Here is a 20,279-nt window from a genome sequence, read left to right as displayed (position 1 = left end):
TTTCTTTTGTAAAAAAAACCACCTTGTCCATAAAAAGACAAGGCGGATTTAGATTAGAAAACGATATATTTCACATATTGCTTCCAAGTTAGCTCTTTAAAATGGCTCCATTGGATTTTCTCAACAGGTAATGTTCTGAAGGTATAGGCTTCGGTATTACGTTTCTCATTCGAGAGCATTGGCGTACCTTCATCAAGATAATCCATAAAAATAGCTGATTTAGCCGTTTTAAATTGCACATTGACATCAATTAGCTGAATTTTACCGTCCTGATTGATAATATAAAGCTTTTTGTTCCCTTTTTTAGCTGTGGCTAGCCACGATTTATCGACTTTATAAGAATCGAATGCCTCGTTGACAATAATAGAGGCTTTGCCAGTTGTCGAAAATGGAATGTCCTCGAGTGGGGCATCTTGCTGTAAGGTCACTTCATAATTAGTTGGTTGTGGCAAGGCAGCCGTTTTGGCTAACTCATTTGCCCAAACTGTCTGATCGTCAGTAGCAATCGTTTGTTTTTCTAATACGATGCCAGATAGATCATCCTTGACATGTTTCACCTCGAAATCTACAGTTTGCCCTTCCTCCACCTTTTGCCATTCCTTTTCTGATAAATAGGCATACATTGCTTTTTCATTCGAATAGATTTCAAAAGTTAGCGCACCAGCTTCTTCCTTAATCGCTGCCACAACACCATCAATAGGGCTGACAATACCCTGACGAGATTGAATTTGTGTAATTTGGGCTTCAAGTAACGCAATTTGACGATTTGTTTCAGCAATATGTCGATTTAACAGGGCAACCGCTGTAGATGCTGAATTTTGTTGAGCAAGCTCTAATTTTAGCGTTACAGATAGCTTGTCATTGATTTGATCCGTATTAATGGAGCTTTTTGGATTAGAATCATCACCATATTCATCCTCAATTTGATCAAGTGCATCCTGTAAATCTTGTAATTCTGTTTCATAGGCTGTGCGTTCAGATTCAAGCTTTGTTAACTCCTCATCCACCTCATCTGTTTTATAGGTAGCAAGTACATCATTCATCATCACTTCTTGGCCACGCTTTACATTCACAGCTGATAAGCTAGTTGCATCAGCAGTGATCGTGTATGTCTCAGCAGGTGCTACAATAGTTTCTTTATGAACACGCTCTGTATTCGTGCCGATATAAGCTTTTTGAAATTCATCGATAAAGTAGGATCGTGTCACGTTGCTATTATCTTTAAAGACAAAATAAGCATTTATGCCGATTACTAGCATTGCTAACACGATGGTCGTAGTTGTCCATGGTCTTGTTTTGATAAATGCCATCATCCTAACCCCCTAGCAATCCATTCTTTAATTGGTAGTACACTAATCAAACCAACAAATATGGCCATAAATAGCTGTATACCAATCAATTTGACTACTAACATTTTTCTACTAGCCTCTTCCTCCCATTTTGATAGGAAGAGGTACTGTACAATAATGATTAAAACAGTAGTTACCGTCAATTGATTGAGGGTAAATAACACGAAATCTGTTTCAATCACCTGTAAGGCAGCAGGAGCTAAGGAGAAGAAAGAAAACATGGTTGTATAGCCTACAGCATAGAAAACAGCAAAGAGGATTGCTTTTTCAATTAATAGAAAGGCTACAACATAAAGCTGTACTCTTTTTATCCAAGTATAAGGAATGTCCGTTAATAGATGTAAAAGATAGGTAACACCATAATAGTGGAAGCAAAAATAGATGATTGCCCATAAAATGGCACCAAGCATCGAAAGTATACGTGCTACATAGTATTCATTTTGTAAATCCTTTGCGAATAAGGACGTTAAATTTTCTGTCCCCATTCCCCAATATTCGCGAGCAGCAAACAACAGGATGAAAAGAATGAACACCGTTAGTACTCGTTTTTTATATCCGATGACCTTGCCTTCCTCTACGATGCTAGTAAAGTAGGTAGGATTTTTTAAGCTATGCCAGAACTTATAATGGTAAAACATAAAACAGCGTCCTTTCTTCCAAAATAGGATATCAAAGTTGTAGTATACACCTTGTAAAGATATTATGACATATGAAAATAGCTGTTTTTTTCCAATAAATTCATTGAAAAAACATAATCTCTTATTATATGTCAATTGATGAAAACCTTATATAACACCATTGTATAGTATAATTGAAATAACTTCCTGTTTTTCTAGCTAGTAATTTAGAAAAATTACTTTTGATATGTCTCATTTTGTAAATATATTAGAATGGCTTGAAATCAAGCAATTTTTACCGATACTAAAGTCATAAATTCTAAATGAAAATGAATACAATCATTTTCCTATACATAAACGATGAAAGGGTGGTTCGATTGAATCGAAAATTGACAGCAGGGGTCATAACGGGTCTTTTATTGGCACCTACGGCTATAGCGAACGCACACGCACAGGACAACGAAGGACAGGAGCACATCTCAATACAATCAGAAAAGGTAGCTTATGCAAATGAGGTTGCAGCAACTATAGCAAGGGAACAACTTATTGCACAATTTGGCAAGCTATCAGAGAATTCATCAGATAATGAAATGGTTATTGCAGATGGTGATATAACGATTGTACAAAATTCAGCTGATTTTAATGCCGATGAAAAAGCTTTTATACAAGCGAAATATGACTATGTAGTTAAGCAACGACTACTGTTAAAGAAGCTTAAGGAAATTAGCGATAAGATGGGTACTATTTCATATACCAGCAAAACATTTATTAACGATGTGAAAAATGTACAAAGCCAATATGAAACATTTTTAGGAGATGAATCAACAGCGACATCCTATCAATATGTGCAAGACCAATTCAACCAAGTTGTTCTTGCTGCACTTAATAATGGGGCGAAGGATATTGCCTCAACAGTTCGTGGCACAGTGTTGCAATATGGCTATGATGAAATAGCACGCAATGTCTATTTTAAAGGCAAGGGAATGGATGTTGACAAGTTAAGTAAGCTGAAAGTGGACGTAGCAAAAGTAGAACCGGTCATTACAGAATTAGATCAGTTAGTTGAGTTATTGGAGAAATCTACGGATTATTCAGCTATTTCTCCTGGAATGAATAGTTTTACCACGAATTATAATGCGCTGACAGCAGAGCAAAAGAAAGTGGTCGAAGCTTATAATCCAAATGATGATAAAATCACACCTTTTAAGAAGTATAAGGATGCCTTGTCAGGTTTATCTGCTTTAGATAAAGTGACTTCCAGCATTGTACAGTTAAAAGGTAAGCAACCTGCAGATTTCACTTCAGCCTCAAGCTTTATTAGTGCTGTGACGGCTATTGAGAAAGCCTACAATAGTCTGGATGCAGCCTCCAAACAATTATTAAAAACGGAATATGAAAGTATTGCACAATATCTTAAAGCAGCAAATATTTCGAAAAGCATTTCAGGGTTGCGTGTATCCAAAGAAGATGTATACCGTACAACAGTCAAAGACATAAAAGCGGAATACGATCTCTTAACGGAAGGTAAAGGTTTTGTTAAAAACATAGGAGACCTAGATCTGGCGTTAGCAAATATTGCATATGCAGAGGATATTGAAGGAAAGATTAAAGCCATTAATGTTGTAGAAGAAGCTAATAAAGTAGCTGCTATTAAAGCTGCACGCGAAGCCTATAATAATCCTTCAGGCACAAATATCAATGCGTCCAATGTGAAAAAAATCGTCAATAATCTAGCAGAGCTCACAGCGTGGGAGAAAAATTTAGGTGCTGCCTTAAAGGTAGATAAGTTAATTGATAGCCTTGATCCTGCCGCCAAAACATTTGAAAGTAAAACTTTATCTGCGTGGACTGCCTTTAATAAGCTCACTGAAAATGATCAGAAGCTAGTGCAGGGAGCGACAAAGCTAATGCTGTTTCAAACATACGCAGAAGCATCGAAAACGATTAATACATTAAAGCCGACAACTGACTACGGTACACAGCTTACCAAGTTGAAAGAGACAGTGGAGAAATTAGATACGACTTTGCAAGGGCATGAAACAGCTCTTACTAATTTGAAAACACAGCTGCAAAACAAAATAGATGCTTTAGTTAAAGAGGAAGAAGCGGTACAGGCTGTTACAACGGAAATTGATCTGTTAAATAGCAATATAGCTATTGAAAAAATATTGGATGCACGAGCTCACTATAATGCGTTATCATCAACAGCTAAAAAGCGTGTAACAAATATTAAAGTGTTAACAGATTTAGAGAAATCCTATAAATCAGTCGTTAATGTTATCTCTCTCTTTGAAAAACTAGATTCTAATTCAAAAAGCTATATTTCTAAAGCAAAGTCAGCTTATACGGCTTACGCGAAGCTAGATGATAAGAATAAGACGTTTGTCCAAAATTATAAAGATTTAAAAGATCTAATTCCTGCGATTGATGTAATGGTACAAATTAGTGCATTAAGCCCTTCTAAAAAAACGTATAAAGATGATGTGGTAAAAGCACAAGAAGCGTTTAATAAATTGGGTGAATCTCTTAAGGCAAAGGTAGTAAATAGCCAGGACCTAACAAACGCACAAGGCTATATCAATACGGCCAAAGCATTTGATGACCGTATTCTAGCCTTAGCAAATGAAGGCCCTGACACATTTGTCAAAAAGGTAGCAGAACTTACATTAGAATATAAAGCAATGGATAAGAACGCGCAGAAGCTAGTGGAGCAAGCCAAAGTGTTAAGCTCCTACGAAAAGGATAATAAGGCGGTAATCAAGGTGATTCAAATGATCGATGCCTTAAACCCAACAAATAAGGATTATACAAAAAAGGTTCTTGATGCACGTAAAGCCTATAATGCACTTGATCAAGTTTCCCAAAAACGTGTAACAAACTATGCTAATCTCACAGCTGTAGAGGATGTTGCTTCCTTGATTGGTCTTATTGCGTCGTTAAAGCCAACAAGTAAAACTTTCTATCAAGATATGAAAACAGCGCGTGAGCTTTATGATGCCTTGCCAGCAGAGAAGCAGCAAGCGATCGTAAACTATGATGCACTGGTAGCAGCAGAGAATGAACAAGGATTAGCACAGAGTGTAGTCGAGCTAATTAAATTAACAGAAGTGCAAGATGCTGACTATTTAACGAAGCTGATGAATGCGCGTGTAGCATACGATAAGCTGTCATCTGACCAAAAGAAATTAGTGACGAATATTAAAGATTTAACAACACGTGAAAAAGCAGTGAAACCAATTTTAAGTGTGATGGTTCAAATTAATGAACTAGATCCAGAATCAACAAACTTTGTTAGTAAGGTAAACTCAGCACGTAAAGCGTATGATAAATTATCGAAAGATCAAAAAAAATACATCGATAATATTAATATTCTCTTAAAATTCGAGCCTGTCTCTAATGTAATGGAATTGATTAGTAAACTTAAATCTTCAAGTAACACATTCCTTCAAGATACATCACGAGCACGCTCACTTTACGATGCACTACCTGACGATATGAAGCAATATGTGACAAACTACTACTTATTGCAAGCAGCGGAGTCTAGTATTTTAGGGGCTGGTAATGTCATGCAAATGATTGATGACTTACCATCCGTTGATCCAAAGCAATATGTGAAACGTATTCAAGAAATCCGTGCTGCTTACAATGCTTTACCAAAGGATCAGCAACGGGCTGTTCAAAATTATAAAGTGCTACAAGATCAGGAAAAGCTAATAAAGCCTGTAATGAGTATTGTAGAAGATATAGACCGATTGCTAACGGCAAAAGATATGAATAGCCAATACCAAAAGATTTTAAAAGCCTATGATAAGCTCAATGCGGAACAACGTCGCTATGTTTATAACGACCAGCTATTGCTTTCGCTAGATAATGTTATAAAGGTTTATAATAATATTGCTAAATTGAATCCAAAGGATAAATATTACTTTGGCATGGTGGAAGCGGCGCGTAAAGAATATGATAGTTTGAATACGACAGATAAACAACGTATCTCCAATTATGCTCTTTTACTCGAAGCAGAGAAAAGTTTAGCTGATGTGAAGAAGGTTGTGGAGATCATAGCGGGACTGTCTCCAAGCTCTTCAACGTATATTGAAGATGTGGCGAATGCCGTTGCTGCCTATAAGGCATTGGACTCTAAAATTAAAGGACAGGTCATTAATGAGGATGTCTTAAAGCAGGCAGAAAAAGATGTGGCTGCCGTTCTCAAAGTTGTTCAAGCGATTGGAAATATTGATCCAGACAGCTCCTCATTCGAGAAAAAAGTGTTAGCTGCTCAAAAAGATTATAGTAATTTGTCAATTGAGCAACAGGGCTTAGTGTATAATTACCGCATTCTAGAAGACTATCTTAAAATGATTCAATAGTATGATAAAAAAGGAGTTTTCCCAATCAATATAACGGGAAAACTCCTTTTATAAGTAAGAAAAAATGAATCCTAATATTAATTTCCAAAAAAGTGAAACTATATCATCTGAAATTCGTATCTTATAGTATAAATGGTCGCTTTGATTGGGAGGTACCATTTGATACATTTTCATTTTGCCAACGTGAGGAGGTCGCCCTGTTGAAAAAATTATTGAGTATAATGGTACTTTCAATAGCTGCAACCGTAGGAAGTTTAACTAGTTTTAGTCAAGTAGAAGCAGCGTCTGCTAAGGCAGTAGATGTGACAAATTCATACTGGGCAAATGCCTCGATTCAACATATGCTCACAAAACAATATATGACTACATATCACGACAACACTTTTAAGCCAGAGCAAGCTATTACAAGGGCAGAGGCTGCCGCTGCCATTGCTCGCTCTCTTCAAACTAACATTGACATTGAGAACCCTGTTAAATTCAAGGATGTTCCTATAACGCATCCATATTACAAGGAAATTTGCCAGCTTGTTAAACTGGGAGTCATTCAAAAGAGTGAGGCCTTTCATCCAGAAGAGCCTTTAAAGCGTATGCAGGTGGCAAAAATGCTAGCACTAGCTTACCAAATTAAAGTAGATAGCAAAAATAATAGCCAGTTTGCGGATATTACGCGTACTCATTGGGCAAAAGATTATATCGAATCCTTAGCAGATATCGGCATTATTGGTGGGGTGGATGCTAAACATTTTGCACCTGACCAATTGGTAACACGTGCACAGTTTGCTGTTTTTGTTGAGCGAAGCATGATTTTTCAACAAAAAATTAAGGCATTGGAAGTAGCCTATGACTATCTAGCAAAGGATTATATCCCAACTGTAAACCTTTCTTCTGAGTGGTCAAAAAAGGTGATTGAATTAATAAATGTTGAAAGACAGAAGAATAAGCTAGAACCTGTTGCTTATGATTCGAAACTTACACAAATTGCCATTATTAAAGCGCAGGACATGGTAAATCGCCATTATTTTGAACACGTTTCTCCATTTTATGGGGCACCCTGGGATTTAGCGACATTATTTGATTACAATTATACAAGTTTTGGAGAGAATATTGCTAGAAATATTAAAACACCTGAAATTGCTGTTAAGGCATGGATGGCTTCACCTAGCCATCGAGATAATATTTTAAAAGAGCACTATACGAACACAGGTGTTGCAATTGCACAGGATAGCAAAGGAAATTACTATTGGGTCCAAATGTTCTCTAGTCAATAAGTTGTTGTGTAACAAAGAATCGCTAATATTACAGAAATGTTACGAAAGTTCCAAATTACGATAAAAAAATCCCCTTTTTAACGCTGGAAATACCACCAAACGTTGGTATTACAGCGTTTTTTTGCTGTCTAAAACCGTTACACAATTGAAAAATAACATTCGCCTCTTTTGTGATAGTCTATGTATAGGCAAAAAAGTTTTGAGAGGGGTATAACAAAAGTATGAATAAGAAATGGTTATTACCGATTTTTGCATCATTTATGTTATTTTCAACTACTAATATTAATACTGCTGAAGCAGCGTCTAAAGCAGATTTAACTGATACAGCTTCTAAATATTTAGGTGTTCCATATAAATACGGCGGTACAACAACAAGCGGTTTTGATTGCTCTGGCTTTACTTCTAAAGTATTTTCAGACTTAGGCATTCAATTAAACCGTACGTCGGGATCTCAATATCAACAAGGTACTGCAGTTGCCAAGAGTGATCTTCAAGTTGGCGATTTAGTATTTTTCAATACAAGTGGTAGTGGTATTTCACATGTGGGGATATACATAGGTGATGGTAAAATGATCCACTCTCAAACTGGTCAAGGTGTAAGCTATTCAAATGTTAATGACCCATATTATTGGGGCGATCGTTATGTAGGTGCTAAACGTGTAGCAACATTTGATGCTCAACAACAGGCTGAAGTAAAACAAGCAGCTATTGACTTTTCCGTATATGCTTCTCGTGCAGAGGTAGCAGTACAAATTGCAAAAGCTTTAAACTTAGATACATCTGATACTACTACTAGTTTCGTAGATGTAAAACCTACATATGCTCATGCAGGTGCTATTGCAGCTGTAGCAAAATTAGGTATCTTTGAAGGCGATGCAAATGGTAAATTCAACCCGTCTTCACCAATTACGCGTGCACAAATTGCTAAAGTATTAGTGCTAGCATTTGGTCTTGAAAATAATGGTGGAAGTGTAGCTTTTAGTGATGTGCCTCAAAAGAGCTGGGCTAATGAATATGTTTCTACTCTAGCGTCAAATGGCATTACAAATGGTGACGGAGACGGTAGCTTCGGTTCTGATGAATTACTAAAAATCGAACAATTAAAAGTATTTATTGAAAGAATTCAACAATAAGTTCATAGTTAACACTTTAATTGTGTCATAGATTGCAAGAAATGATCTTTTGAATAGCGTATAATGGAAGAAGGGTTTGCAATAGCAGACTCTTCTATTTTTATGATAATTTTGTAGGAAAGGATGTGAATTGGAAAATTAAATTTTAACAGTTCTATTGTATGATGCTTTATTTAGCTAATTTTGTTAAAATGGACACGTTAAGAGAACAAGAAGGGAGGAAATAAGACATTGAACATCAAAAAAATTAGTCTTATCTTGTGCGTCTTATTCATTTCGGCTTCTATGTTTACGATACATAGTGCAAGTGTCAGTGCAGCTAACAATTCAAATATAACATTTGAAGATGTTACTAAAAATCACCCAGCCTATGAAGAAATTAATTATTTAGTAAATTTGGGGGTAATTCAAGGTTACTTTGTGAATGGTAAGAGAGTCTTTGGCCCAAATAATAGTGTTACAAGAGGACAAGCAGCTAAAATGGTTGTTGTTGCCTCTGGTAATAAACCATTAGTTGTAAATAAATCTAGCTTTTCAGATGTTACAGTCGGCACTGAAATGTCAGGTTATATAGAACGTGCTGTACAGCTAGGATTTTTCGACAAAAATATAAAAGGTCAATTCTTACCAAATAAGCCTCTAACTCGTGGAGAAATGAGTTATGTATTAACAAAGGCTTTTAATTTAGATACTAGTGAGTATGAGGGGATCGACTCACCTTTTACAGATGTAGGAATTACACATGAATATGTGAAATACATCAATACAATCTATTATAATGGCATTACCAACGGAACAGGTAATACGTATTTACCGAATAGCACTGTAACACGTTCTCAATTTTCATTATTCGTTGCACGTGCAAACAGTGAAAAATATCGATTAGAGCTTCCTGTAAAAGGTGTACAAGTTCCAGATACATCACAAGTTATTGGCTTAGTGAAGGTCACTACAGATGGGTTAAACATCCGTAAGACAAAAGATTCTACTTCAAGCACGAACATTGTAGGCAAAGTCAATACAGGCGGTAAATTATCAGTCTACGCTGTTGAAAGTAATTGGCTAAAGGTTACTTATAAAGGCGCATATGCCTACATCTATAAGCAATATGCAGAATTTGTAGATGCAGATGGTAATGCGTTAGGAACAGTCGAAAAAGAAGTAACGACAAAAAATGCTGTCAATTTATATGTGAAGCCTACATCTTCAGCAAAAGTAATTTCATCGATTAAAGCGAACGAAAAGCTTCCCGTTTACAAAACAACAGGTGGCTACTACTTAACACAAGTAAATGGTTTACCAGGTTATATTGTAGCGAATAGCACTACGGATATTGTGGAGGAAGAAAAGCCAAATCCAAATCCAAATCCAACACCACCAGCTTCTGGTGATGTGCTAGGAAGAGTAACGGTAGCTAATTTAAATGTTCGCAGTCAAAGTAACTCTACATCAGCCGTGTTATTTAAGCTGAATAAAGGAGAGTATGTCCAAGTTAATAACATCAATGGTTACTGGGCAGAAATCACCTATAATGGCCAATCAGGCTATGTTCACAAGTCTTATTTGAAACTATTAAATCAAACAGCTAAACCTTTACAAAATCGTATTATCATCCTAGACCCAGGTCATGGTGGTAAAGATCCAGGTACAGTAAAGGGCTCTGCTTCTGAAAAGAACATTACATTAAAAGTCAGCATACAAGTGAAACAATTACTAGAGAATGCTGGTGCAAAAGTTTATATGACACGTACTGGTGATACGTATCCATCCTTACAAGATCGCGTAGACTTTACACAAGCAAACTATGGTGAAATTTTTGTAAGTGTTCATGTCAACTCTGCTGCTAATACGTCAGCGTCTGGTACTGAAACATATTATGCAATATCTACAGGAGATATGTATCAGGAAGACATTGATTTAGCGACATTTGTTAATAATCAAATTGTCAACAATTTAAATATGAAAAATCGTGGTGTCAAGCAAGAGCAATACTACGTAATTCGTAATATGGTGATCCCTTCTATTCTAGTAGAACTTGGTTTCTTAACGAATGCAGAGGATAACAGTAAAATGACAAATGATCAATACGTTAAATTATTTGCAGAATCTATTTATAATGGTATTTTGCAATATTATAAAAAACAATAATTGATTAAGAGACGATTCCAAAGATGTGCTAGCCTTTGGAATCGTTTTTCTTATTCTCTATATACCCATATAAGAAAAATACAAACTAATTGATAAAATGGCCATAAAATTTTCTCTAATCATACAAATAAAAGCTAATTAGATTGCTTGCTAGCTAGCTAGTATGAAAGATAAGGAAAAGACACTTTTGCACATGGGTGATTGGAGAGGAGCCAACGCGCTAGCGTCACAGATGAGACCCTGGCGAAACGGAAATCAACCTCCTGCCTTATAAAAAGGCCTTTTTGCCAGTAACTTTATCTTTTTTCAACAACAGTAAATGGCTGTCTCATTTATTAAGAGACAGCCATTTACGTTATTTCACGGTATTGATGAATTTAATATAATCCTTACTTATATATCCAGGTTCAGTGTTTAGTTTATCTGAAACAATTTGATACCAACCATTTGAGCTTGTATCTGTAACGATGACAGGCATATTACTTTTACTAAATGTGAAAAGTGGACTTTGACTTGTTGATGCATCTGCACGAACATTTAGTCCAGCAGTTGTTGTGAGAGCGATTTTATAAGGATTATTTGCATCTTTAAAGCCTAAAGCTTTTTCTGCACGATAGTAATGTCCTGCAATTTTTGCGCCCCAGAATGGATCTGAAGCGTATTTTACATTGAAGCCGATAGCCTTAGAGCCAACAACTGCGCCATTGGTATAACGTCCACCTGGCGTAATATAATTTGGCTGTAAGAATTTTTCAACCAACTCATAAATATTGGCTTCGACACTATCAAACTTCTTGTTCAGAGGATTCGTATCATAGACATATAATCCAAATAGATTGTTTAGGTTTTGCGCGTGATCACTCATACCATAGGCACTCTCATGCTGTGCTAGAGATAAAATAAGCATAGCATTGATATGAGAATTGGCTTCCACTTCTTTTAATACAGAGCCTAAACCAAGTAGTTTACTTTTAGTTGTGGCATTTTTATAAATCGAAGCACCTGAGCTTTCAACCTCTGCTAATTTTCCCACAATATATTGATCTAGCTCATCTGCTGTATATTGAGTTGCTGCACGAGCTGGTAAGAACTGATAGTAGTTATAGGCTTCTCCCTTTGAAGAACCATCAGCATTGGTAAAGTTGATGCCATCCCAGCTAAAGTATTTCTCACCCTGCTTCATAAAGCTAGGTGCCTTGCCATACACGTAACTAGCAGAATATTTATTAGTTTTATAATCATATAAAGTATGTTTTATTTCACCGTACTCATTTGTGTAATAAGAACGGCCTTTCACTAAAGCAGAAGGAATTAAGGTAACGTCAGCCTGCTTTAAATAGCCAGTATGACCAGCTAAGCGTACTTTTACTTGTGTGGCATCACTACCTAGATACTCCATTTCTGTATTACCCGCAACTGCGATTTGATCCTTAATCGTTTCAGAATTTAGAGCAACATAATTATTCGTTACAACATAACCTGAAGTCATTTTAATAATTTTATCATTTTGAGTAATCACTAAGGAACTAGTCGTCATCGCCTTTTCAGCTGCTTCAAAGCTAGTAAAGGTTTGTTTGTCTACCAAGTTACCATTGGAAACTTCTTTGACGATATATGCAGTAGTATTACCGTTATTACCAGTATTATTGTTGTTCCCATTATTATTAGTATTACCATTATTTTCGGAGTTACCATTGTTTTCATTTTTACCAGCTTCAAGCTGATCAGCAAGAAGAATTAATCGTAGAATAAATGTCGATGCCTCACCAATTGTGGCATTGTCTCTTGGTAAAAACATGCCATTGGAGCTTCCTTTAATAAGTCCTAATTGTGCACCGATTGCAACATCCTGACGGAAATCTTTAAAAATAGTTGCATTGTCTTTGAAGGTAATAGAAGAAGTACCTTTTGGTATTTTTAAATAATCAACTGCTCTGATTAGCATCACTGCCATATGCTCTCTTGAAATACGGTCATCTGGCTTAAATGAGCCATCCGTATAGCCAGTAATAATTCCGGCAGTAGCGGCAAGCTTAATTTCATTTGCAAATAAATACGTGTCTGACACATCTGTAAACGTTATCTCGTTCTTTGTGTCCAAATTTAATGCTTTTGCTATGTATGTGGCGAATTCACCGCGTGTAACCGTAGCATTTGGACGATAGCTTCCATTTGCATCCTTTAGTAATGCATCTTTCTGAATTAAATAGCGTAGACCACTTTCATGCATATGTCCTGATAGCTCGTCTGCATAGACAGATTGAGGCTGCCAAATGACTAGACTAACAAGCATCATGAGCAACATAAAAATTGATAGTTTTTTCATAGTTTTACCCTCCTAAACTGATATCATTTTAACAAAGTTACACAATCAAGATAAGGGTCAAATGTTAGAAATGCCATAAAATATACCAGCGTTTTATAGGCAATAAGTATGCTTTTGTAATTTGGTGTGAAAGTTAGTTTTAAATAGGGGAAGGAAAGTGAACCGAAATTCACATGAGTTTCTTCTATTATATATGTCATTTGTTTTATCCCCAAAAAATAATGCCGTACATTGCTTACTAAGAAACAATGTACGGCATTTTATTGAAGTAAAAATTAAAGCATTTCTGAAGTTGTTTTTGCTTGCATATGCAGTTGTAGGTAGTCTGGGCCACCTGCTTTTGAATCTGTACCTGACATGTTGAAGCCACCAAATGGTTGGTAACCTACGATTGCACCTGTACAGCCACGGTTGAAGTAAAGGTTTCCTACATGGAATTCTTCACGTGCTTTTTCTAGGTTCATACGGTTTGTTGTGATAACAGCGCCTGTTAAACCGTATTCTGTATCGTTTGCAATTTCAATCGCATGGTCGAAATCTTTTGCTTTTGCAATGGCTACCACTGGTCCGAAGATTTCTTCCTTCATAATACGAGCAGAAGGATCTACGTCCGCGAATACAGTTGGTTGTACGAAGTAGCCGACTGAATCATCTGCTGTACCACCAGCTACTAAACGACCTTCGCCTTTACCGATTTCAATGTACTCTGTAATTTTATTGAATGCTGCTTGGTCAATTACTGTTGCCATGAAGTTGCTGTAATCAGTTGGGTCACCCACTGTTAAAGCGTTTGTTAACTCTTCTACGCGATTTACCACTTGCTCATACACATCTTCTACGATGACAGCACGAGAACATGCTGAACATTTTTGACCTGAGAAACCAAATGCTGATTTCACGATGGATTGTGCAGCTAATTCTAAATCTGCTTCTTTATCCACTACGATTGTATCTTTACCGCCCATTTCAGCGATGACACGTTTAATCCAAATTTGGCCTTCGTTTAATACAGATGCACGTTGGTTGATACGTAAGCCGACATCACGTGAACCTGTGAAGCTGATGAAGCGTGTTTTAGGATGATCAACTAAGTAGTCACCTACTTCAGCACCAGAACCTGGTACGAAGTTCACCGCTCCTGCTGGAAGACCCGCTTCTTCTAATACTTCGATAAATTTATATGCTACAACTGGCGTTGTTGAAGCTGGTTTTAATAACACTGTATTCCCTGTTACTAAAGCAGCGACTGTTGTACCAGCCATGATGGCAAATGGGAAGTTCCAAGGGGAAATCACGATACCGATTCCTAATGGAATGTAGTCATAACGGTTGTATTCGCCTGGACGACTTTCGACTGGTTGCCCGTCTTTAATGCGTAGCATTTGGCGACCGTAGTATTCCATGAAGTCGATTGCTTCTGCTGTATCTGCATCAGCCTCTGCCCATGGTTTACCAGCTTCTTTTGTTAATAAAGCTGAGAATTCATGTTTACGACGACGTACGATTGCTGCCGCTTTGAATAGAACGTCCGCACGAATCGCTGGATCAACTTTTTTCCACGTTTTGAATGTTTCATCTGCCGCTTGCATCGCTTTTTCAGCTAAATCTTTGCTCGCTTTTGACACGCGACCAATGACTTCTGTTTTCTTTGCAGGATTGTACGAAACGATTTTATCTTCTGTTGTAATGCGCTCGCCACCGATAATGAGTGGATAGTCTTGACCTAAGTAACCTTCAACTTTATTTAAAGCCTCTACATAAGCATTGTAGTTTGCCTCTTGTGAAAAATCTGTGAATGGTTCGTGTTTGTATGGAATCATGTCAGTTTCCTCCCCATGGATAAATGGTGCCAAATGATTATGCACCTCTTAAGATTGTGTTAATTATATAATGCAATATAATTTGGCATTAATCAACTCAAATTTTAAAACTTTTTTAATTTTTGCATCTGCTTTTCATATTGGTGTTAGAATAAGCTTAATGGATTACAGGAGGACAAAATGGATAACAAGGTACTACTAAGTATTTATAAATACGTCATTGAAAAAGGCGATATGGGCATTTGTGTGGTAGACACAGAGGGTAAATTGCTTATATACAATAAAAAAATGAGAGAATTGGAAGGCGTCAATGAGGATGAGTTTGAGGAGAGGCGAGCCTTAGAGATTATTGATTTTGAAATCGAAAAAAGTGATATTTATAAGGTCCTCAGCTCTGAAACGCCAGTGCACAATATAAAAAAAACGTATTGGAATAAAAAAAATCAAGAAGTGACCTACATAAGCAATATTTATCCGTTGCACTATGAAGGCTCTTTAATAGGCGCTGTGGAATTTGCCCGAGATATAACACAGCTTGAATACATGATGTATCAGCCTCTAAGAAGATATGGCGCACCATTGACATTTGACATCATCACGGCTGTGTCACCCGTCATGAAGGATGTCATTGAAAAAGCAAAAATTGTGGCGCTAAGTAGAATGCCTGTTGTGTTGATAGGGGAATCAGGTACTGGGATTGATATGGTTGCTGAGGGAATACATCATGACCTAAAGGTGCAAAATGATATGTTTATTGCTTTAATTTGCCGTCGAGATGAGAAAACAGTATTAAAGCAATTTGAAAAATATATTGTGGAAAAGGAGAAAATAACCTTCTTTGCTGAGCGCATTGAATATTTATCTCTAGAGGCACAAGAAAAGATTGTTGAACTTTTAAATAATCATCCTAATCATCAGCATGTTTTAATTGCTAGTGTTGGCAAAGATCCAATTGATTTAATTCAAAAGCATGAGCTATCCAAAAAGCTTTACCGTCTTTTTTCTGGTATTACGATTTATGTGCCTCCTTTACGAGAAAGAAAAGAGGATATTATGCCTTTTATCGATGATTATTTCAAAAGGCATCGTGATAGCTTTGGCTCATCTATTCAAGGGCTTTCAGATGAAGTGCGAGATACTTTTTTAAAATACGATTGGCCGGGAAATTTAAAGGAATTAGAAGTCTTGCTGGATGAAATTACCTCATTGATCACCAATGAAACGATAGTGGAATCACATATGCTGCCCGTGCATTTTAAATGGAAAATCCAAAGCGCTTGTGAGGAGACGGAAAAAGAGGTTTCTACGAGTGATTTGTTTGTCATTAAAAATCAACAGGATATTCGACCATTAGATGTCTATATGAAAGAGGTAGAGGAGTACTATATTTCAAAGGCATTAGATTTTCATCAAGGAAATATTTCTAAAACGGCTGCTGCATTGGGGATTCGTCGACAAAGTCTCCAATATCGTGTTAAAAACTATAAGCTCAATAAAAAAAGCGAAAACATTGATTAACGATGTTTTCGCTTTTTTGGATAGGTTCCCAAAACTAAACTGATGAATAGTCTCTAGCTTGTGTAATTATTTCCCTTTTTTTGAAAGGCGACCAAGGGCAAATGCTGCTGCTCCTAAGCCAATTGCCATGTTCGTTTTTTTGTTAAATACCTGTTTTGTTACAAGTGCTACATTTTGTGGGCGCTCTGCTAAACGACGCATAAAGTAACCGTACCAATCGTTACCGAATGGAAGATATGTGCAGAAGTTATAACCCTCACGTGCAAGATCTAGCTGCATTTCTTTACGGAAACCGTATAGCATTTGGAATTCGAATTTTTCATTTGGAATATTGTGTTGTTTCACAAATTGCTTTACATGGTTGATCACATTATGGTCGTGTGTCGCAATCGAAGTGAATTTACCATGTAGCAAATGATATTCAATTAGTTTTAAGTAATTATGGTCAATATCAGTTTTTGATTGATAAGCCACATTTTCAGGTTCTTTATAAGCACCTTTTACAATACGTAAGCGGAAGTTTTTGTATTTCTCAATATTTTCCTCTGATTCGAAGAAGTAAGCTTGAATAACTGTTCCTACGTTATCATACTCTTTGTGTAATTCCTCTAATAATTCAAAAGAGCTATGTAAACGCTCGTAGTTTTCCATATCAAAATTCACGAAAATATTATATTGATGTGCAAGAGCCACAATTTCTTTTAAGTTTTCATAGCAAAATGCGTAATCAATATCTAAACCTAATTGTGAAGGTTTAAGTGATATATGTGCATCAAGCTGTTCATCATGAATAGCTTGTACAACAGCTAAAATATTATTTTTGGCAGCAGTTGCCTCTGATTTTTCGTAGACGAACTCGCCTAGATTATCGACTGTACAAGAAATATTAGCCTTGTTTAATTCTTTAATCGATTGCACAACTTCTGGTAAACTTGTGCCAGCAACAACACTTTGGGCACCCATTTTTAAACCATACTTTTGTGCAGCGCTGTTTAACAATTTGTTCTCTGATAAGTAAATGAAAAAGTCACGTAATACCATCATATGCCTCCAAGAATGAAAATTTTAAATTCTTGGCGATTATAACACTTTTTTTGAAAAGTAAAATGGTTTGATTTTCAGAAAAAATATTTTTCAAAGCCAGTTAGTGAGATAAAACTATTGCAGTCATTGACTTTTTCATGAAAAAAATAAAAATTAAAAATTTTTTTCAAAAAAAAGGACTTTTCAAAATAAAAGATTTGCTTTATGTTAATTAGTATATGTCTTAATTTGCCCATAGGCATGATGGTATTTAGGACTTAAAATATATAATTATTATTTTAATATAATTTATTAGTGGGTATTCTTTGAAGTGATTCTTAGATATCCACTTTTTCATTTTTCAATATAAATATCATATTAATAGTAGTTTATAGTAAAAAAAAACAGGGTGTATTATAATAAAATGGTATATAATCAAGATTAAATTATGTACGTTTTGTGAATTTATAGTTACTTTTGATTTAGAATAGTGTGTCTATATAAGCAATACAAAAGGGAATATGACTACTCTAAACTAAGATAAGGTGGAAAGTATGGCAAGAGGCAGAAAATTTAATTCAAATGGCGAACAAAGTAAACAACTATTACTTGAAAAAGCGATAGAGCTATTTTCTGATAAAGGTTATCATCACACAAAAATTAGTGACATTGTAAAGGCTGCCAATGTAACTCAGCCTACTTTTTATCTCTATTTTAAAAGCAAGGATGCTCTTTATAACGATTTGAATGCGCAATTTCAAAGCGGATTCTTGGCAGTAATGAATAGTAAGTCAACTGACATTATTGAATATGGATTACAGGGTTTTATCACGCTATTAGAGCAAAAGTTATTGAACTTGTTCGTATACATAATGGAAAATCCTGAATTAACAAAAATAGGTTTTATTGAATCCAAGCAAGCACATTTGGTGAAAAACCAAATGACACAGCAATTGATTCACCTTATTTATCTGCATGATTGTGACAAAGATCTACAATTGTATAGTGTGGATATAAAAATCATGATAGATAGTTTAGTAGGCTCAATAGAAAGACTCATCATCACAAATTTATTAGAAGAAAAGAGGTTACCTGCAGAACTTGCAAATGATATTGTACAATTATATTTTTGGAAAACCAAAGAAGTGATTTAAAAAACTGTCATCGATACTTACTATCGATGACAGTTTTTTTAATTGCTTATTTTTATATGCTGATAGTAGCCTTTTTGACCTTTGCTCTTTGGATGGATAAGTAGCATATATTCCTGGTTCGGTGATAAAGCTGTCTTAGGTGTAACCGTTATTGAACGCCCTTCCAATTTAACTGCTACAGGTACTTCCCTAGCTCCTAAAGCGGCCAGTTGAATGTTGCTCTTAGCGATTTGTGAAGTAAGCCCTGTAGGAATTTTCACTGTAAATTTTTGTGTATCAGCTATATTTTTTACCGTGGTAAGTTGTTTATATTTAGGATATTTCTCCTTCAATGCATCATAATGTGCCTGGAAAATAGGTGCTGTTGTGGTTTGAACATTTGGCTTAACGCCGACTTCATGAATAGTATGACCCGCAGGACCCGTAAATTTACCAACTGTAAGCTTTAAATAGCTTCCATCCTGTAATGTGTAAAAACCTTGCATAGCACCTTTCCCATAGGTTGTTTCTCCGTATAAAATAGCAGCTTTCTGGTCTTTTAGTGATGCGGAAAGCATTTCAGAAGCACTTGCACTATAGCGGTTTACAAGAATACGGGTATCTTTAGGAAACTTTGTATCTTGTTGAACTGCTGGTATGGTATAAGAGGCGTGTGCTTCTTCTAATAAATAGGCAACTTTAGCAGATGGAAATAATCCTGTAAGTTCTTCAGCTGTTGTCACATAACCGCCACCATTATTTTGTAAATCTAAGATAAACGATGTTGCACCACGTTTTTTTAAGTCTATCAGCGCATTTTTGACAAGCTGTGCACCATCCTCTGAAAAGGAAGCCAACGAAATATAGCCCACATTTCCAAATAGCAGATCAGTTTGTACATTCGGTAATGTGAATTTTTTACGTGTAATAGTTTTAGTAGTTTTTGAACCATCACTATTCTTTAATGTAACTTCTACCTTAGTCCCTTCATTACCGATTAAAAGGGAGGAGGTCTCTTGTGTAGAACGCCCGATAATGGATTCACCATTAACGCCAATGATAATATCTCCAGCCTGAACCCCAGCCTCAAATGCGCCACTGCCTTCGATTACTTGTAAAATATGAATGCCATCTTCGTGTTCTTCAATCACCACACCTATACCTATAGTAGATAGGTTAATGCTATTCATATAATTTTCAAATTCTTGTTTAGTGAAGTAGGTTGAGTAAGGATCAAGCATATCCATGATTTCTGAGATGGATGTAGCCTTCTCTAAGTTTCCATCAATTGTTCCAACATAAGTATCTTTAACAATCTCCTTAATCTCCTTGATAAGCTGTTGATCATTTTCAGCCGCTTGAGTGCTTGTAAAAGGGAGAAGGAAGAAGCCTAGAACAAATGCGAATGACCATATTAACTTTTTCATTGGACACCTCTTTTCTAGAACTCAAAATAAAATGTAGCATTTTATGGTATTAATTGGATGGTTACATTATGCAATTGAGTATCTGATTTTTATTATACATGAAGCTATAGCTATCGTGGTGGACTAGAAAAAGAATCTACTTGTCGCTAT

Annotated in this window: 12 protein-coding genes; 6 read left to right on the top strand and 6 right to left on the bottom strand. The window is 36.0% G+C overall.

Going from position 1 to position 20,279, the window contains the following annotated elements; all coding sequences use genetic code 11:
- Positions 1 to 53: 53 nt before the first annotated feature.
- The gene (locus V1L66_RS19525; RefSeq protein WP_333006689.1) at positions 54 to 1,310 is read right to left on the bottom strand and encodes an HlyD family secretion protein; all 1,257 of its coding nucleotides are present in this window, start codon (positions 1,308 to 1,310) and stop codon (positions 54 to 56) included.
- Positions 1,310 to 1,987, bottom strand: a complete 678-nt coding sequence (locus tag V1L66_RS19520) for a hypothetical protein (protein ID WP_103117442.1) — start codon at positions 1,985 to 1,987, stop codon at positions 1,310 to 1,312. Before V1L66_RS19520 ends, V1L66_RS19525 begins: the two co-directional genes overlap by 1 nt.
- Positions 1,988 to 2,334: 347 nt before the next feature.
- Here V1L66_RS19520 and V1L66_RS19515 point away from each other — a divergent pair, with 347 nt between their 5' ends.
- From V1L66_RS19515 to V1L66_RS19500, 4 genes are all read left to right on the top strand, one after another.
- A complete protein-coding gene (locus V1L66_RS19515) occupies positions 2,335 to 6,333 on the top strand; it encodes a cell wall-binding protein (RefSeq protein ID WP_333006690.1) in 3,999 nt (1,332 codons plus the stop codon).
- 200 nt (positions 6,334 to 6,533) lie between these two features.
- A complete protein-coding gene (locus V1L66_RS19510) occupies positions 6,534 to 7,601 on the top strand; it encodes an S-layer homology domain-containing protein (RefSeq protein ID WP_333006691.1) in 1,068 nt (355 codons plus the stop codon).
- A 221-nt stretch (positions 7,602 to 7,822) separates the two neighbouring features.
- A complete protein-coding gene (locus tag V1L66_RS19505; RefSeq protein WP_009371892.1) occupies positions 7,823 to 8,734 on the top strand; it encodes a C40 family peptidase in 912 nt (303 codons plus the stop codon).
- A gap of 231 nt (positions 8,735 to 8,965) precedes the next feature.
- A complete protein-coding gene (locus V1L66_RS19500) occupies positions 8,966 to 10,882 on the top strand; it encodes an N-acetylmuramoyl-L-alanine amidase (protein WP_333006695.1) in 1,917 nt (638 codons plus the stop codon).
- Positions 10,883 to 11,237: 355 nt separating this feature from the next.
- On the opposite strand, the gene V1L66_RS19495 is transcribed toward V1L66_RS19500, so the two are convergent.
- The gene (locus V1L66_RS19495) at positions 11,238 to 13,208 is read right to left on the bottom strand and encodes an S-layer homology domain-containing protein (protein WP_333006696.1); all 1,971 of its coding nucleotides are present in this window, start codon (positions 13,206 to 13,208) and stop codon (positions 11,238 to 11,240) included.
- A 275-nt stretch (positions 13,209 to 13,483) separates the two neighbouring features.
- Positions 13,484 to 15,028 carry an L-glutamate gamma-semialdehyde dehydrogenase gene (gene pruA, locus V1L66_RS19490; protein WP_257521155.1) on the bottom strand — a complete coding sequence of 515 codons (1,545 nt, stop codon included), beginning with the start codon at positions 15,026 to 15,028 and terminating at the stop codon, positions 13,484 to 13,486.
- 180 nt (positions 15,029 to 15,208) lie between these two features.
- On the opposite strand from pruA, the gene V1L66_RS19485 reads away from it, so the two are divergent.
- Positions 15,209 to 16,546 (top strand): sigma 54-interacting transcriptional regulator, encoded by a 1,338-nt coding sequence (locus V1L66_RS19485; RefSeq protein ID WP_333006698.1) that lies wholly within the window; start codon positions 15,209 to 15,211, stop codon positions 16,544 to 16,546.
- Positions 16,547 to 16,612: 66 nt separating this feature from the next.
- Here V1L66_RS19485 and V1L66_RS19480 read toward each other — a convergent pair whose 3' ends face one another.
- Complete coding sequence (locus tag V1L66_RS19480) at positions 16,613 to 17,587, bottom strand: proline dehydrogenase family protein (protein WP_036074906.1); 975 nt, start codon at positions 17,585 to 17,587, stop codon at positions 16,613 to 16,615.
- A gap of 536 nt (positions 17,588 to 18,123) precedes the next feature.
- On the opposite strand from V1L66_RS19480, the gene V1L66_RS19475 reads away from it, so the two are divergent.
- Positions 18,124 to 18,723, top strand: a complete 600-nt coding sequence (locus V1L66_RS19475; RefSeq protein ID WP_333006700.1) for a helix-turn-helix domain-containing protein — start codon at positions 18,124 to 18,126, stop codon at positions 18,721 to 18,723.
- A gap of 38 nt (positions 18,724 to 18,761) precedes the next feature.
- Here V1L66_RS19475 and V1L66_RS19470 read toward each other — a convergent pair whose 3' ends face one another.
- A complete protein-coding gene (locus V1L66_RS19470) occupies positions 18,762 to 20,129 on the bottom strand; it encodes a S41 family peptidase (protein ID WP_333006702.1) in 1,368 nt (455 codons plus the stop codon).
- Positions 20,130 to 20,279: the final 150 nt, after the last annotated feature.

This window comes from Lysinibacillus sp. IITD104 (assembly GCF_036698265.2).
Taxonomy (GTDB): Bacteria; Bacillota; Bacilli; order Bacillales_A; family Planococcaceae; genus Lysinibacillus; species Lysinibacillus boronitolerans.
This window is presented reverse-complemented; position numbering and strand designations above follow the sequence as displayed.